The following is a 15,281-nucleotide window of genomic DNA, read 5'->3' as shown; positions in this document are numbered from 1 at the left end:
GCTAACACCAAGGGCGACATTTCGTGCTCGCGGCAAAAGCTTATCCTTGGCGAATAATGTGAAGGGCGGAACGGCCGTCTTTCAAATGTCCGGACAAACGTTCTGGGGGGCAAGGCATCGTGAAACCAAACTTGCAGAACACATCCGGGCTCCTTTCAAGGAGCAGATCATGAGCGGCAGTCGCAGGGGCATTCTCATGGCGGCACTAGAGCAATATGCCGCACTGATCTTCAATTTTCTCACGGTCGTTGTCGTTTCGCGTTTTCTCGACCCTGCCGAAACGGGCATGGGGGTCATCGGCCTCAGTATTGCCGCCATCGTTTTTTCGCTGCGGGAGTTTGCAAGTGCCGAATTTCTCATCAAGCTCGACCGCGTGGAAGACAAGGACCTTCAGACATCGCTGACCTATCTGATGGGCGTTACGCTGCTGCTTTCGGTGGGGCTTTATGTGCTGCGCGATTTTTTCGCCGCGTCCTATCGCGATCCGATGCTTGGCTTCTTTCTCGATATCACCATCGCTGCCGCCATTGTCGAAAGCCTCTCCATGCCGATCATCGCGCTGCTGCGGCGTGACATGGCCTTTGGCGTGCTTGCCCGTATCCGAACCGCCGGTTCGGGCGTCGGAGCCCTGGCCACAATCGTTACGGCTTACATGGGGTTCGGCTATCTTTGCTTCGCGGTCGGCCTGCTTGCAGCGGCCGCGGTCACGACCGCGCTTGCCATCACGATCCATCCGTTGCGACGCCTGTTGCGACCCACCTTTGCCAGCATTGATGCGGCCTGGCGGTTCGGCATCTATCTCGGTGCGAATGCCAGTCTCGGCAAAATCTGTGAAACCTTTCCGCAGCTCATACTGGGCCGCTTCATGCCCATTTCGCAGGTCGGTATCTATAATCGTGCAAGCACGGTCAGCGGATTACCCGACCGGGTTATCCTCTCGGCGATCTTTGCCGTCGCGTTTCCCATGCTGTCGGCGCAGGTGCGCGAAGGCGTCGACATACGCATATCCTATATCCGTGCACTGTCCTATATCAGCGTGGTCTATTGGCCGGCGCAGACCGTACTGGCTTTTCTGGCCTATCCGGCCGTGCGCATCATTCTGGGGGATGGCTGGCATGAGGCCGTCCCGATCGTCGCCATATCCTGTACCGCAAACATGTTCTGGTGCCCGGTGCTGCTGACCTATCCGCTTTTGATGGCGCTCGGTCACAACCGGGATGCCTTCGTGTTCAGTCTGATCTCGCGTTCGGTCGTGGCGCCGTTGCTTTGCGTTGCCGCGTTCTTCGGCCTGTTCGCGGTTGCGCTCAGTCAGTTCATCACCTCGCCGTTTCAGATGGTCGTTTCAATCCTCTATGTGAAAAAATACGTTTCCTTTTCACGCCGGGAGCTTTTCGGCGCATTCGCGCATAGCGGCCTTGTGACGGCGCTCACGCTTGTTCTTCCCTTGGTCGCACTGGTGGCAAACGGGTTTTCATTCGATTTTCCGCCGCTTCAAGGTGTTGGCATCGGGGTGCTCGCTGCCGTGAACTGGGTTGTCGCCGTCTTTGTCACGCGGCATCCGTTCGCCGAGGAGCTGAACCAAATCTTCATGACATTTGCCAATATGAGCGTGTTCAACCGCCGCATCTTCCGGCGTTGGCGCAACGGGCTGACATCTTCAACCCCGGCGAAATAAGCGTTGATTGCAAGGGAGTGCGCATGCAAACTGTCGATATCGCCATCCCGAACTACAATTACGGGCATTATCTGCGCGAATGCGTCGAAAGCGTATTGTCACAGTGCGGGGTGAATGTGCGTGTGCTGATTATCGACAATGCATCGACCGACGACAGTGTGGCGATTGCGAGTGAACTTGCGGTAGAAGACAGCCGGGTGGAACTGCGTCTGCGGGAGCGAAATCTCGGGCCCCATGCTTCGTTCAACGAGGGGGTGGACTGGGCAAGCGCTGAGTATTTTCTGATCCTATGCTCCGACGATCTGCTCGCGCCGGGTGTGCTGGCAAATGCCGCCGCATTTCTCGATGAGCACCGCGATGTGAATCTCGTTTACGGACATATGTCGATGATCGCAGCCGGTACCCGTCGGTCAGAGATAGAATTACCGGAGCCGGGTAAGGCTGGCGGGTGGAAGGTTCGGTCGGGACCGGATTATATCGCAGCCTGTTGTCGCAATGCGATCAGCCTTGTCGACGGCCCATTGGCGATTGTGCGTACCGCAGTGCAGAAAAAGGTAGGTCATTATCGCACAAGTCTGGCTCATACGGACGATATGGAGATGTGGCTACGCTTTGCCACGCAAGGCGCGGTTGCAGAAACCGAAAGCATTCAGGCTTTTATTCGTGCGCATCCGCAAAGCCGTTCCTCCCATATCGCAGGAATATTGCAATGGAACCGGGAGGTTGAAGAAGCTTTCGTTTCCTTTTTCGACCATGAAGGGCGTGACCTGCCCAATGCCCCGCGGCTTATGGCGGAGGTGAGGGACTGCCTTTCGAAACGGGCCTACTGGTCTGCCGTATCCAATGTGTTGCGTCGCGAGAAGGGGGCGGGGGCGCTCCTCGCAGCTGCATTGAAACGAAAGCCTTTGATGGCGATTGTTCCGCCCTTCGATTACCTTCTGCATCGAAGCGAGCGGCGTAAGCATCTGAAAGCTATGAGTTAGTGCGCTCTGTTGCGTCGTGTGTCTAAGCCGTTCTTGTTTTTCAGAAGTTTCTGGTGAAGGTTCTGCTCCTGCCATTCGAGGCGCAGCCGGTACTGATCAGTGCCCGCCCGCACGGCTTGTTCCAATTCAGGGCGACGAAGCAGCATATTGTCTATCTGCCGGATCAGAGTTGGCGGGTCGAAGCTTTCCACATGGTGGCAGAATTCGCTCAGGCCATTATCTGCGAGAAGCACATCGTTCTTTCGCGCATAACTCAACGAGATTGTGGGCCGTCCCATATGGAGCGCGCAGATCACATTGTGATAGCGGCTCGCCAGGACAATATCCGTTTGCGCGATCTGCTTCATCAGATCATGCAGCGAGGTGACCGGCTCATAAATGAGTTGCTGGTTGTGGTCGGTCGGGGGCAGAAGCGCCATCAGGTCGTCGATAGCTGCACGGTCGATATTGTCGCCGGTCAAAAGACGCACGGTACGGCCCTGCTGAAGCTGCGACTGGATCACGACGGACATTTTTTCTAGGTAGTTGCTGTAGATGGAGTCGCCATTTCCGTCGCGTCGCTTCCAGCCGCGATAAGCCATGATCCCGATACCTATCCGCTTGATATGTTGCTGCGGATCGTTATGCGGCAGGATTGTTTCGGCTGCCTTCGGCAAGGAGAAAGCAAGATCGGCACTGGCGCTGTCGCCGGCCTGCTGAACCCCCAGCGTTTTCATGAACTCATGCGAAATCGTATCTCGATACGATCTGAATGTGGCCATCAGCGCGGATTGCCGCATGAACCATCGGCTGAGTGGATGATTGATCGGGCCTGCGCCGACGGAAACCATGAGAAGCTCCGCACCGCTCAGCCGGGCGGCGAGCGACCATCGCAATATCACGAACGGCCAGCCGAAAGGATCGGCGCTGAAATCGTCGAGAAAGCCGGTGCCGGGTACGATGAGAAAATCGAGCTTGCGGCTCAGCGCCATCGAATTTGCAAAATTACGAATACGGCGGGGTGCCTGCATCAAGTACCGGTCGGCCTTTCGCAGGAACCGGTTGGCGGGAGGATCGCCGCCGATAGGAACGGTTTCTATGCCATATGTGTTTCTGATGACGTCAGGCCCGGAACATATGCAAATGACCTCGATCTGGGGATCGGTTCGCTGCAACTGCCGCAACATGGCCTCCAGCGAACCGTCATTGCCGGTATTGCCGGAACCAAATTGCCCGAAAAGTCCTATTCTCATGCGCGTGTCTCCCGCTGCACCGACAAGCTTAGGCCAGACCGACCTGCAGGAAAACTGGCAGAAGGGTGAACACTATACTCTATTGTAGGATGGGGTGTACCCCTCATAGCCGAAATGCGTGGCAGAGCAATTTCGATACACTGGCCAGCGGTATATCCATTGCCCCCCGATATACCGGAGTAAGGCTTCGAGGGAGTTGTTCCCTCGAAGTCTTGTCTCCCCTGAGGTGTTTCTGTGGCAACAAGGTTCTGGCCATGAAATGTGCTTACTTTGTCCGTCCTCACATAGGCGGGACCTATTCGGTTTTCACGCGTCTGCGCGCCTCGCTTGCCCAGTCGGGCATAGAGCTTCGCTGGCTTGCTGCAGGCGCTGCTGGCGATACGGTCAATGTGCCGACAGGGCAGGGGCTTGATGATGCGCTTCGCAAGGGCGATGCCATCGACCGCATGGGTGTGCTGGATGAAGAAACTCGCGCAAGGCATATGATCAGCTTCCTGCGCGAAAACCATTTCGACGCCGTTTTCGTCAATGTTCTTGCGAACCGTTTCGAAACCAATCTGGCGCGCTATCTGCCCGCCGATATTCTGCGCATCATGATCGTGCACAATATCACACCCGGCACCTACGCGGCGGCGCGGGCAATCCGTGATCATGTTCACGCAACTGTCGGCGTTTCAAAACGCTGCCGTGACGATCTCGTGCGCCAGCATGGTTTCGATGCGTCGCGCACGCTTGTCATCCCGCATGGACTGAACCGGGACATTCACTTGTCGCGCAATGTTCAAAAGCCGGATGAGTCCGGCCCGCTTCGCCTGCTTTATCTGGGGCGGATGGAAGACAACTCGAAGGGCATTTTCTGGCTGCCGAATATTCTGCGCGAGCTCGATTGCTCCTATCACCTGACGGTCGCCGGTAATGGTCCCGACCTGGAACAGCTGCGGCATCGTCTTGCGCCTTTCGGTGACAAGGTCAGTTTTAGTGGCTGGGTTGCGCCTGCCGATGTTCCCTGGCTGGTGAACCAGCATGACGTCATGATCATGCCGTCACGCTTTGAAGGTTTCGGTCTGACGCTCATTGAAGCGATGAGTCAGGGATGCCCGGCGGTCGTCTCGAAGATCGCTGGTGTGACCGATACGATTGTCACCGATGGCGAGGACGGGCTCTTGTTTCCCGTCGGCGATTTCCGTCAGGCTGCGCGTCATATAAACCGGCTTGCACGCGACCGAGAGCTACTTGCCGGCATGGCAGCCGCCGCCCAGCAGAAAGTGGAAACGGTCTTCGACAACGATATTGCTGGTCGAGCCTATGCCGGTCTTCTCGAACATCTCGCGGAGGATCGCCCAGCCATTGCGCCACCACTGGCGCTTTCGCAATGGTCGATGCCGAACGCACTTCATTCCAGTTTGCGCAGTCGCTTGCCAAAACCGGTAAAGAACTGGCTGCGTCAGGTGCGCGAGCGCCTGCATACGAGATGGTCGGCAGCATGATCTGTGAATAAGAAAGGAGAAGGGGCATGAACCTTTTCACATCGCAGTTCCGCAATTCTCAGTTGCTCGCCAGCAAGGCGCACGCGCTCATTCCGGGCGGCTGTCACACCTATGCCAAGGGTGACGACCAGTATCCGGTACTCGCGCCCGGGTTCATCCAGCGCGGGTCCGGTTCGCATGTCTTCGACGTCGATGGCCATGAATATATCGAATATGGCATGGGCAATCGTGCGGTCGGGCTTGGCCATGCCTACCCGCCCGTCGTGCGCGCCGTGCGCGACGCCTTGCAGGACGGATGTAATTTTACGCGCCCAAGTGCCATCGAAGTCGAATGCGCGGAAAGTTTTCTGGAGCTGATCGACGGCGCCGAGATGGTGAAATTCTGCAAGGACGGCTCGGATGCGACCTCCGGCGCGGTGCGATTGGCGCGTGCCTATACCGGACGTGACATGATTGCCTGTTGTGCCGATCATCCATTTTTCTCGACCGATGACTGGTTCATTGGAACGACGAAGATGAATGCAGGCATTCCAGCTTCGGTTTCGGCTTTGACGGCAACTTTCCGTTACAACGATATTGCAAGCGTTGAAGCCCTGTTCGAGGATTATCCGGGGCGTATTGCAGCCATTATCCTCGAACCTGCAAAGGCTGACGAACCGCAAAACAACTTCCTGCAGGAAGCAAAGCGCATCGCCCATGAAAACGGAGCCTTGTTCATTCTGGACGAGATGATTACCGGCTTCCGCTGGCATATGCGCGGCGCGCAGAAGCTTTATGATGTCGAGCCGGACCTGTCCTGTTTCGGCAAGGCGCTGGGCAACGGTTTTGCAATATCAGCGCTGGCAGGCAAGGCGGAATATATGCAGCTGGGTGGACTGACACAGACCGACCATCCTCGCGTTTTCCTGCTTTCGACCACCCATGGCGCTGAAACCCATGCCATGGCAGCCGCGATTGCCACGATGACCATCTATCGCGACGAACCGGTGATCGAAAGACTCTATGAGCAAGGTTCCAAACTGGCAGAGGGCGTGAATGCGACGATTGCCAGTCACGGCCTGCAGAACCATGTTCGCCTGTTCGGGCGTCCTTGCTGCCTTGCCTATGGAACGCTCGACGAGCAAGGGCAGCCGTCGCAGGCATTTCGTACTTTGTTTCTTCAGGAAACGATCCGGCGCGGTGTGCTGATGCCATCTTTGGTCGTGAGCTATACCCACAGCGACACCGACATTGCGCGCACGGTGGATGCCATCGACGGTGCGCTCGACGTTTACGTCCGGGCGTTGAACGACGGTGTAAGCTCTTATCTGACCGGACGTCCTTCACAGGTGGTCTATCGCCGCTTCAATGAAGCGCCGACTTATCCGCCGACGATGCGATGAAGCGTTTTGTAGTCGCCATTATCGCCACGATCCTGCTGTTTATGGCAGCAGGATCGTCCCATGCGACTGCTTCTTTTCCGATCAAGATCAGCCAGGACCGGCGTATATTCGAGGATGCAACAGGTAAGCCGTTTCTGTTGCATGGCGATACCGCCTGGTCGCTGATCGCGGAGTTGAAGCGCGAGGATGTTGAGGACTACCTGCAGGATCGCAGGAAGCGCGGCTTCAATGCTATTTTGGTCAATCTGGTCGAACACCAGTTCTCCCGCCATCCCCCCGCCAATGCTTATGGCGAGAAGCCCTTCAACGGCGAAGCCTTCGTCGATCTCAACCCGAAATATTTCGACCATGCCGCCTGGGTGATCGAACGGGCGCAACAACTGGGCTTTGTCGTTCTTCTCGCGCCAGCCTATCTTGGGGTGAGCGGCGGCGATCAGGGCTGGTTCCGGGATATAGAGGCCGCGGGACCGGAAAAAATGCGTCTCTACGGCCAGAAAGTTGCGGAACGATTTCGACAATACCCCAATATTGTCTGGGTTTTTGGTGGGGATTTTAATACGCCGGACGAGAACCTGGTTTCCAGCATGGCCGAGGGGATCATGAAAATCAGTCCGTCCTCGCTGAAGACGGTTCATCCCAGCCCCGAGACTAGCACCGCCGAGATCTGGGGCAAGGAGAACTGGTTCTCCTTCGACACGCTCTATAGCTACAAGGACGTCCACGCCGGAATGCTGAAGCGCACGGCGGAAGACACGGCCATGCCGGTCATTCTGTTGGAAACATTCTATGAGAAGGAATGGGAGTCGACACCCCAAACGATCCGGCGAAACGCCTATGGCGCCTTGCTGGCCGGCGCTGCGGGACAGTTCTTTGGAAATAATCCGATCTGGCATTTCAGCAGTTCAGGGCTTTTTGCTTATGACGGCACCTGGCCCGATGCGCTGAACAGTCCCGGAGCACGGTCAATGGCGATTATGAAGGCGTTGTTTGGAAAACTGCCCTGGCCGCAACTGCAGCCTGATCGCCAAAGACGCATCGTCGTGAACCCGGAAAGCTATGGCTCCTCCCTGTCAGATGGCACATTGTCGGTCATCTACGGCGATGCGGATGGTTTCGCAGTGCAGAAGGATGTCGTCAGGCAAGGCTGGCAGGCAGTCTGGTTTGATCCCGTTTCCGGCTCATTTGCGGATGCGGTTCAGCCGGAGGTGGATGCCTCGATTGCGATCTACACGCCGAGGCAGTCGAAGAATGCGGGCGGGGGAACAGACTGGCTTCTGCTGATCGGCAGCAACGAGCGTCTGCAACCCATCCAAAAGAGGTAGGCGATACGTCCTTTCACGCTTTTTATAAACGCTTGTCCTAATCGGGCATGCCTTCGGTCAAGTCGTCGCTCCTGTCCTCTCTGGCTAACATGCATTTATCAAAGCTTGAGGAGTCGGACATGAAAGTACTGGTTACGGGCAATCAGGGCTATATCGGATCGGTCATGGTACCGGTCCTCATGAATGCGGGGCATGAAGTGTCCGGCTATGACATCGGCCTTTACGAACATTGCCTCTTTGAAGAAGGCGGTGCCGTTATGAACGTGCCGACCATCCGAAAGGACGTGCGCGATGTGTCGCCGCGCGATCTGGAAGGGTTCGACGCGGTCATTCATCTAGCCGCGCTCTCCAATGATCCGCTGGGTAATCTCAATGAGGAATTGACCTACGACATCAATCACCGGGCAAGTGTCGCCATGGCGAAAGCGGCCAAGCGGGCAGGTGTCGGGCGTTTTCTGTTTGCATCATCCTGCAGCAATTACGGCATCAGCGATGCTGATTTGATCGACGAAACTGGAGAATTGAAACCGGTAACGGCCTATGGCCGGTCCAAGGTGCGGGCGGAACAGGAGATCCGGGAACTGGCGGATGCAAGCTTCTGCCCGGTCTATCTGCGTCCAGCAACGGCTTACGGTGTTTCGCCTTTCCTGCGCTTCGACATAGTGCTCAACAATCTCGTGGCATGGGCGGTGACGAAGGGGCTGATCTATCTCAAATCCGATGGCACGCCATGGCGACCCATCGTGCATATCCGCGATATTTCCCGCGCCTTCATGGCGGCTATGGAAGCACCGCGCGAAAAAGTCTGGAACGAAGCTTTCAATGTCGGTTCGACGGAGCATAACTACCGCATCCGCGACATTGCGGGCATCGTCGCCGAGAATGTTCCCGATTGCCGTATCGAATATGCGGATGATGCCGGACCGGATACACGTTCCTATCGCGTCAGTTTTGAAAAGCTGGCGCGGGTGCTGCCAGAGGCAAAACCGGAATGGGATGCCGTTGCTGGCACGCGCGAACTGCTTGCCGCCTATAGCCGCTCGACGCTGACACTTGAGGAGTTTGAGGGCCCGCGCTTCCAGCGCATCGCGCATATTCGCAAGCTGATTGCGGAAGGGGTCTTGGATGCCGATCTGCGGCGCGCCGACGATGAACCGCAACCGCTTCGGGCAACGGCGTGATGGATACGGGGGCCGGGCACAAGGGCGTTGAAATTGCCATTCCGCCATTGTCGAACGGGATGGCCATCTACGATCTTGCTGCCCGCCTCTATCCAGTCTGCCGCAGTCTCGCCGGTGATGGCGTGCGCGAAACGCTTGCCATCATCGGGGAACATTTGCCGCTGACGGTTCATCAGGTTCCAACGGGCACTCTGCTTTATGATTGGAAAGCGCCGCAGGAATGGATCATCCGTGAGGCCTATATCGCGGACATGAACGGCAATCGCATCGTCGATTTTGCCCGGCATAATCTGCATGTGGTGAATTTCAGCGTGCCTGTGCGGGTGCGAATGCCGCTCAACGCGCTGAAGGAGCATATTCATACACTGCCCGATCAGCCGGACCTCATTCCCTATCGCACCTGTTACCATGCGGAGGGCTGGGGCTTCTGCATGACGCATAACGGGTTTCTGTCGATGCAGGACGGCGACTATGACGTCGTGATTGATGCGGAGCGCCGGGACGGTTTTCTGACCTTCGGCGAGTTCATTCACCGGGGGGAAACCGACGAGACGTTCATCCTGTCGGCACATTTTTGCCACCCGTCGCTGGCCAATGACAATTGCTCCGGGCTGGCGCTGCTGGCGCGTCTTGGCGAAGTGCTGCAATCACGGCGCACGCGCCTGACCTACCGGCTGCTTTTCGGCCCGGCGACTTTCGGCGCTCTTGCATGGCTAAAGCAGAATGAAGAGCAATTGGGGCTGGTCCGGCACGGGCTGGTCCTGTCTTGCGTCGGCGATGCTGGCGGGCCGAATTACAAGCGCAGCCGTCGCGGTGATGCGGAGATTGATCGCATCATGGGCCATGTCCTTGCCGGTTGCACCAATGCGACGCTTCATGATTTCTGGCCATATGGCTATGATGAGCGCCAGTTCTGTTCTCCGGGATTCAACCTGCCAGTCGGTATGTTCCAGCGCAGTCTTTATGCCACCTTTCCGGAATATCACACGTCAGCCGACAATCTCGATTTCATCAAACCGGACTATCTTGAGCAATCGTTCAACATGGTCTTGCAGGCTGTTGAAATTGCTGAGCGAAACTGGCTTCCGCTGAACACGTCGCCAAAGGGGGAGCCGCAGCTTGGGCGGCGTGGCCTTTATGGAAACATGGGCGGAGACAGTCGCGCCGCGCAAAACGCCATGGCGCTGCTGTGGGTGCTCAATCTGGCGGATGGCGAGCACTCCATTCTCGATATGGCAGAGCGTGCGAAACTGCCATTCGCAACCCTTGCCGATGCCGCAGACCGGCTCCGCGATGCAGGCTTGTTGGTGGAGAGCTAAAGCAGCGGCCAGGCCAGATCCTTATCGGAAATGACGCTTGGCCTGTTCGGCCATGGTATGCCGAGCGACGGGTCGTCATAGCGTAAGCCTGTCGCATAATCAGGTGCATAGGGCTTCGAGATCATGTAGCGCACGAGGACGTCAGAGGTGAGGGTCTGGAAGCCGTGTGCGCAGCCTTCGGGGATGTAGAGCTGGACGCCGTTTTCGGCGGATAGTTCCACGCCGGCCCAGCGCCTGTAGGTCGGCGAATGCGGGCGCAGATCGACCAGAACATCCCAGATGACACCCTGCAGGCAGGTGACGAGTTTGGTCTCCGAATGTGGCTCGTTCTGGTAGTGAAGGCCGCGCAATGTTCCTTCTTCGCGTGAGAAAGACAGGCTGTGCTGCGGAAAATGTGTTTCCATCTGTCGCTCGGCGAAGGCGGCTTCGCAATAGACCCGCGCGAACCAGCCGCGCTCGTCCTCAAGCCTTTCCGGCTCGATAGACCAGGCGCCATCGATGTTGAGCGAAGTGAAACGCATGTTTTGCTCCGATTTCCATACATGCGCATTCTGACAGCGGGATTATCGGGCGATAGAAGTTTCTTCGATGCATCCAAATAGCCTTCCGGGCGAGGCCAACCTGTCCGAATGAGGTAGGCGCCTACGCCCACGTCGCCATAGGGTGAAGATCGGGTATCTACTCCTCGTAGTCCGTCCGGTGAATGTTGCGCCCGATCGTATGTACGGCTCGCCCCTGATGACAGTCTCGGCAATTTTTAGGCCGCTTAGTAGTTTTGATTATCCGACGTGGATCGGAGTTCAACCCCATCAACCCGTAACGGACCAGTCCGAAGGTTCGTTGAGGCGAGGAACGACGTATGACCATCCAGACGCCGGATATTTCGCGGAGCACGAGCATGGCGCAAGAGCAGACCGGCTGTCGCCTGTGCGGTAAACTACTCAAACACACCTTTGTTGATCTTGGGATGTCGCCGCCTTGCGAAAGCTTCATTACGGCGGATCGCCTCGACCGCATGGAGCCTTACTACCCGCTCTACGCGCTTGTCTGCGATCATTGTTATCTGGTGCAGTTGAAGGAGTATTTCTCGCCTGCCGAGATTTTCACTGAATATGCCTATTTCTCGTCTTTCGCCACCAGCTGGGTCAGCCATGCGAAGACCTATTGCGACGAGATAACCGAGCGGCTGGGACTGAACGAAAACAGCTTCGTGGTCGAGATCGCCAGCAATGATGGTTATCTCCTGCAGCATTTCCTGCCGAAGGGCATCCCCATCCTCGGCATCGAACCGGCGGCCAATGTGGCCGAGACTGCCATTGCCAAGGGCGTGCCGACACGCGTGGATTTCTTTGGCTCGACGCTCGCTGCCGAACTGGTTGGTACAGGACGCAAGGCCGACCTCCTGATCGGTAACAACGTTCTGGCGCAAGTCCCTGATCTCAATGACTTTGTGCGTGGTCTGCAGCTGTTGCTGAAGCCGGAAGGCGTGATTACGCTGGAGTTTCCGCATCTCGCCAATCTTATCGAACAAAACCAGTTCGACACGATCTATCACGAGCATTTCTCGTATTTCTCGTTGCTGACGATCCGGTACATGGCGCACCGCCATCACCTGAAGGTCATCGACGTGGAGGAACTGCCAACCCATGGCGGATCGCTCCGGGTGTATCTTGCGCATAACAGCAGCAAGCGGAAGGCAGGACCGCGTGTGGCCGCCCTTCTGAAGCGCGAAGAGAGTTTCGGCCTCAACGAGATTTCGACCTATGAGCAGTTTGCCGAAAAGACCCGGCGCACCAAGCGCGATCTCCTGTCCTTCCTGATTGCAGCCAAGAATGCCGGCAAGCGCATCTGCGGTTATGGCGCGCCGGGCAAGGGCAATACGCTTCTGAACTATTGCGGCATTGGCACGGATTTCCTGGATTTCACGGTCGATCGCAACCCCTATAAGCACGGGCGTTTCACGCCAGGCATGCACATTCCGATCTACGATGTGTCGGCGATCGACAAATACCGGCCCGATTACATCCTCATCCTGCCGTGGAACTTCAAGGACGAGATCATCCGGCAGATGCAGCACGTGGTCGAATGGGGTGCAAAGTTCATCATTCCGATCCCACACGTCACGTTGATTGACCCGGCACTACTCACAGAGGAGCGGTAAGTCATGAAAGTCGTTCTGTTCTGCGGCGGTCTTGGAACCAGAATCCGCGAATATTCGGAGAACATCCCGAAGCCGATGATCCCGCTCGGCCATCAGCCGATCCTGCATCACGTTATGGAATATTACAGCGACTACGGGCACAACGAGTTCGTTCTGTGCCTGGGCTACAAGGCCAATGTCGTGAAGGATTTCTTCCTGACGATCCGCCCGCAGACCTTCGCGGACTGTGTGGTTTCCGATGGCGGGCGCAATGTGCAATTGCTTGAGGAAGTGGATCGTGACTGGAGCGTGACGTTGCTCGATACGGGGATCTGGCGCAATATCGGCGAGAGGCTCTGGAGTGCGCGGTCGCATGTGGCGAATGAGGATATGTTCCTTGCCAATTACAGTGACGGGCTCAGTGATGTCGATCTCGACGACATGACGGAACGTTTCCGTGCCAGCGGCAAGATTGCCTGTTTCCTCGCCGTCCGCCCGCCGCTGACCTATCACCTTGCAGATATTGCCGAAGGCGGCGACGTGCGGGCTTTCCGGACTTCGAACACCTCCGATATCTGGATCAATGGCGGTTACTTCCTCTTCCGCAAGGAAATCTTCGACTATATGCGCGAAGGGGAAGAACTGGTGCTTGAACCATTCGGTCGTCTGATCGCCGAAAACCAGCTGATGGCCTATAAATATGAGGGTTTCTGGCGCTCGATGGATACGCTGCGCGACTGGCAGACACTTGAGGACATGGTCGAAAAGGGCGACATGCCCTGGAAGAGGCACAAGGCGGAAGAGGCCGAACGACGCGCTACCAATGTCGCGATAGCGCTATGATCGATCTGCGTTCGCTCGCTAATCAGAGCCGTCCGCTGCAGTTGCTTTGTCTGGGCGCGCATTCCGACGATATCGAAATCGGTTGCGGCGGCACGCTTCTGAGCCTGATCGAGAGCGGCACGCCATTGCATGTGGAGTGGTGTGTTTTGTCGGGAAATGAAGAAAGGCGCGCGGAGGCAGAGGCTTCCGCGCGCGATTTTCTGCGCGGGATAGACAGTTTCAACATTCATCTTGCCTCGTTCGAGGATAGTTATTTCCCGGCGCAAAGCCGTGAGATCAAGCAATGGCTGATCGAACAGCGCGGCGAGGGCAGCCGGATATGGTCTTTACTCATCGCCATGGCGATGCGCATCAGGACCACCGCACGGTCAACGAGCTGACATGGAACCTGTTTCGGGATCAGGTGATCCTTGAATATGAAATCCCGAAATGGGATGGCGATCTGGGCCAGCCCAACGCCTATTCGGCGCTACCGGCTGCGATCATGGATCGCAAGATCGACCTGTTGATGAAACACTTCGGTACGCAGCGCTCGAAGGACTGGTTCGACGCGGAAACCTTTCGCGGGCTTGCCCGGCTACGCGGCATGGAATGCCGTGCACCTGAGACCTACGCCGAGGCGTTCCATGCCCGTAAGTTGCGGTTGTTTTAGTTTGCAACTGGCTCTGCATTTGTGTCGACACGGACGACCACCGACATGCCGGGCACTAGACGTGCCGCATCCGGTTGATCTTCATTGATGGCGATGCGAACGGAAAGGCGCTGCGTGATCTTGGTGAAGTTGCCGGTCGCGTTGTCGGATTTGATGACGCTGAATTCGGAACCGGCAGCAGGCGCAAAGGCTTCGATGTGCCCCTTCAGCTCTGCGTGGCGCAGCGCATCGACGGTGAATGTGACCGGCTGGCCAATCTTCATGCCGTAGAGCTGAGTTTCCTTGAAATTCGCCATTACCCATTTGATCTTTGGTACGACGGAGACGAGCTGCGTTCCCGCTGTCACATATTGACCGAGACGCACGCCCACTTCGCCGAGCGTGCCGTCACGTGGTGCAATGATATGGGTGTTCTGCAGGTCGATCCGCGCCAGTTCAACGGTTGCTTCCGCATTGGCGATATCGGCATTGAGGCTGTCGCGATTGACGATGATGGACTGCAGGTCCTGTTGTGCGACGGCCAGCGCTGCCTGAGCTTCCTCGACGGAGGCCTGCGCCTGAAGCAGGGTGCCGTGAGCCGTATCGGCAGAACTTTGCGTGGTCACACCGCGCGGCAGCAAAGCCTCGACGCGCTTTGCATTGGCTTCGGCCACCTCAAGTGCTGCCTTGGCGCCGGAAATCTGTGCCTGCCGCGACTGGATCGTCGCTTCAGCCGAACGCTGGCTCTGTTCTGAATTGGCCAGGGCTGCCTTCTTGCTGTTGAGTGCGGCCAGCGCCTGATCCAGCTTCTGCTGATAGCTGCGGCTGTCGATCTCAAACAGTAGGTCGCCCTGTTTTACTGTTTGATAGTCGTTGACATTGACCTTGGTGACATAACCGGCGACCTGCGGACTGATAACCGTCACCTGTCCACGGACATAGGCGTTATCGGTTGTCTCGACGGTGTGTTTGAAAGGCGGCAACTGCCACGCCCACAGCACCATCAGAACGCCTGCAAGGCCGATGATGAGGGCGAGGCCGCCGCGAATATACTGTTTTCCAACTGACATTTTCAAATACTCGTCG

12 protein-coding genes and 1 pseudogene are annotated in these 15,281 nt (G+C 57.0%); 10 read left to right on the top strand and 3 right to left on the bottom strand.

What is annotated here, in order from left to right; genetic code table 11:
* Window positions 1-169 precede the first annotated feature (169 nt).
* Window positions 170-1,675, top strand: a complete 1,506-nt coding sequence (locus LJ361_RS07290; RefSeq protein WP_264813123.1) for an oligosaccharide flippase family protein — start codon at window positions 170-172, stop codon at window positions 1,673-1,675.
* A 23-nt stretch (window positions 1,676-1,698) separates the two neighbouring features.
* The gene (locus LJ361_RS07285; protein ID WP_264813121.1) at window positions 1,699-2,658 is read left to right on the top strand and encodes a glycosyltransferase family A protein; all 960 of its coding nucleotides are present in this window, start codon (window positions 1,699-1,701) and stop codon (window positions 2,656-2,658) included.
* Here the strand turns inward: LJ361_RS07285 and LJ361_RS07280 are convergent.
* A complete protein-coding gene (locus LJ361_RS07280) occupies window positions 2,655-3,890 on the bottom strand; it encodes a polysaccharide pyruvyl transferase family protein (RefSeq protein ID WP_264813119.1) in 1,236 nt (411 codons plus the stop codon). The genes LJ361_RS07285 and LJ361_RS07280 overlap by 4 nt on opposite strands.
* Window positions 3,891-4,144: 254 nt before the next feature.
* Here LJ361_RS07280 and LJ361_RS07275 point away from each other — a divergent pair, with 254 nt between their 5' ends.
* From LJ361_RS07275 to LJ361_RS07255, 5 genes are all read left to right on the top strand, one after another.
* The gene (locus LJ361_RS07275; RefSeq protein WP_010658582.1) at window positions 4,145-5,377 is read left to right on the top strand and encodes a glycosyltransferase family 4 protein; all 1,233 of its coding nucleotides are present in this window, start codon (window positions 4,145-4,147) and stop codon (window positions 5,375-5,377) included.
* Window positions 5,378-5,403: 26 nt separating this feature from the next.
* Window positions 5,404-6,759 (top strand): glutamate-1-semialdehyde 2,1-aminomutase, encoded by a 1,356-nt coding sequence (locus LJ361_RS07270; RefSeq protein WP_012092814.1) that lies wholly within the window; start codon window positions 5,404-5,406, stop codon window positions 6,757-6,759.
* A complete protein-coding gene (locus LJ361_RS07265) occupies window positions 6,756-8,081 on the top strand; it encodes a DUF4038 domain-containing protein (RefSeq protein WP_264813118.1) in 1,326 nt (441 codons plus the stop codon). Before LJ361_RS07270 ends, LJ361_RS07265 begins: the two co-directional genes overlap by 4 nt.
* 119 nt (window positions 8,082-8,200) lie before the next feature.
* Window positions 8,201-9,262, top strand: coding sequence for an NAD-dependent epimerase/dehydratase family protein (locus LJ361_RS07260; RefSeq protein ID WP_264813117.1), 1,062 nt, complete (start codon window positions 8,201-8,203; stop codon window positions 9,260-9,262).
* Entirely contained in the window at window positions 9,262-10,581 is a 1,320-nt protein-coding gene (locus LJ361_RS07255; protein ID WP_264813580.1) for a DUF4910 domain-containing protein, read from the top strand. Before LJ361_RS07260 ends, LJ361_RS07255 begins: the two co-directional genes overlap by 1 nt.
* Here LJ361_RS07255 and rfbC read toward each other — a convergent pair.
* Complete coding sequence (gene rfbC, locus LJ361_RS07250; protein ID WP_010658587.1) at window positions 10,578-11,102, bottom strand: dTDP-4-dehydrorhamnose 3,5-epimerase; 525 nt, start codon at window positions 11,100-11,102, stop codon at window positions 10,578-10,580. The two genes, LJ361_RS07255 and rfbC, sit on opposite strands and share 4 nt — an antisense overlap.
* 338 nt (window positions 11,103-11,440) lie before the next feature.
* Between rfbC and LJ361_RS07245 the strand changes: the two genes are divergently transcribed.
* The 3 genes and pseudogenes from LJ361_RS07245 to LJ361_RS07235 all read left to right on the top strand — a co-directional run bounded on the left by LJ361_RS07245 (window position 11,441) and on the right by LJ361_RS07235 (window position 14,216).
* Window positions 11,441-12,742 (top strand): class I SAM-dependent methyltransferase, encoded by a 1,302-nt coding sequence (locus tag LJ361_RS07245; RefSeq protein WP_036586513.1) that lies wholly within the window; start codon window positions 11,441-11,443, stop codon window positions 12,740-12,742.
* A 3-nt stretch (window positions 12,743-12,745) separates the two neighbouring features.
* Entirely contained in the window at window positions 12,746-13,564 is an 819-nt protein-coding gene (locus tag LJ361_RS07240) for a sugar phosphate nucleotidyltransferase (protein WP_010658589.1), read from the top strand.
* Window positions 13,561-14,216 (top strand): annotated as a pseudogene (locus tag LJ361_RS07235) (PIG-L deacetylase family protein). Before LJ361_RS07240 ends, LJ361_RS07235 begins: the two are co-directional and overlap by 4 nt.
* On the opposite strand, the gene LJ361_RS07230 reads toward LJ361_RS07235, so the two are convergent.
* The gene (locus LJ361_RS07230) at window positions 14,213-15,265 is read right to left on the bottom strand and encodes an HlyD family secretion protein (RefSeq protein WP_029927685.1); all 1,053 of its coding nucleotides are present in this window, start codon (window positions 15,263-15,265) and stop codon (window positions 14,213-14,215) included. The pseudogene LJ361_RS07235 and the gene LJ361_RS07230 sit on opposite strands and share 4 nt — an antisense overlap.
* Window positions 15,266-15,281: the final 16 nt, after the last annotated feature.

Origin of the sequence: Brucella sp. JSBI001 (genome assembly GCF_026014005.1) — a bacterium.
Classification (GTDB): Bacteria; Pseudomonadota; Alphaproteobacteria; order Rhizobiales; family Rhizobiaceae; genus Brucella; species Brucella anthropi.
Note: the sequence above shows the minus strand (reverse complement) of the source record. Positions and strands in the feature narration are given on the sequence as shown.

Excerpts from the sequence above, each read along its gene's own strand:
- LJ361_RS07290 (WP_264813123.1), top strand. The coding sequence starts at position 170 with ATGAGCGGCAGTCGCAGGGGCATTCTCATGGCGGCACTAGAGCAATAT.
- LJ361_RS07285 (WP_264813121.1), top strand. The coding sequence starts at position 1,699 with ATGCAAACTGTCGATATCGCCATCCCGAACTACAATTACGGGCATTAT.
- LJ361_RS07280 (WP_264813119.1), bottom strand. The coding sequence starts at position 3,890 with ATGAGAATAGGACTTTTCGGGCAATTTGGTTCCGGCAATACCGGCAAT.
- LJ361_RS07275 (WP_010658582.1), top strand. The coding sequence starts at position 4,145 with ATGAAATGTGCTTACTTTGTCCGTCCTCACATAGGCGGGACCTATTCG.
- LJ361_RS07270 (WP_012092814.1), top strand. The coding sequence starts at position 5,404 with ATGAACCTTTTCACATCGCAGTTCCGCAATTCTCAGTTGCTCGCCAGC.
- LJ361_RS07265 (WP_264813118.1), top strand. The coding sequence starts at position 6,756 with ATGAAGCGTTTTGTAGTCGCCATTATCGCCACGATCCTGCTGTTTATG.
- LJ361_RS07260 (WP_264813117.1), top strand. The coding sequence starts at position 8,201 with ATGAAAGTACTGGTTACGGGCAATCAGGGCTATATCGGATCGGTCATG.
- LJ361_RS07255 (WP_264813580.1), top strand. The coding sequence starts at position 9,262 with ATGGATACGGGGGCCGGGCACAAGGGCGTTGAAATTGCCATTCCGCCA.
- rfbC (WP_010658587.1), bottom strand. The coding sequence starts at position 11,102 with ATGCGTTTCACTTCGCTCAACATCGATGGCGCCTGGTCTATCGAGCCG.
- LJ361_RS07245 (WP_036586513.1), top strand. The coding sequence starts at position 11,441 with ATGACCATCCAGACGCCGGATATTTCGCGGAGCACGAGCATGGCGCAA.
- LJ361_RS07240 (WP_010658589.1), top strand. The coding sequence starts at position 12,746 with ATGAAAGTCGTTCTGTTCTGCGGCGGTCTTGGAACCAGAATCCGCGAA.
- LJ361_RS07230 (WP_029927685.1), bottom strand. The coding sequence starts at position 15,265 with ATGTCAGTTGGAAAACAGTATATTCGCGGCGGCCTCGCCCTCATCATC.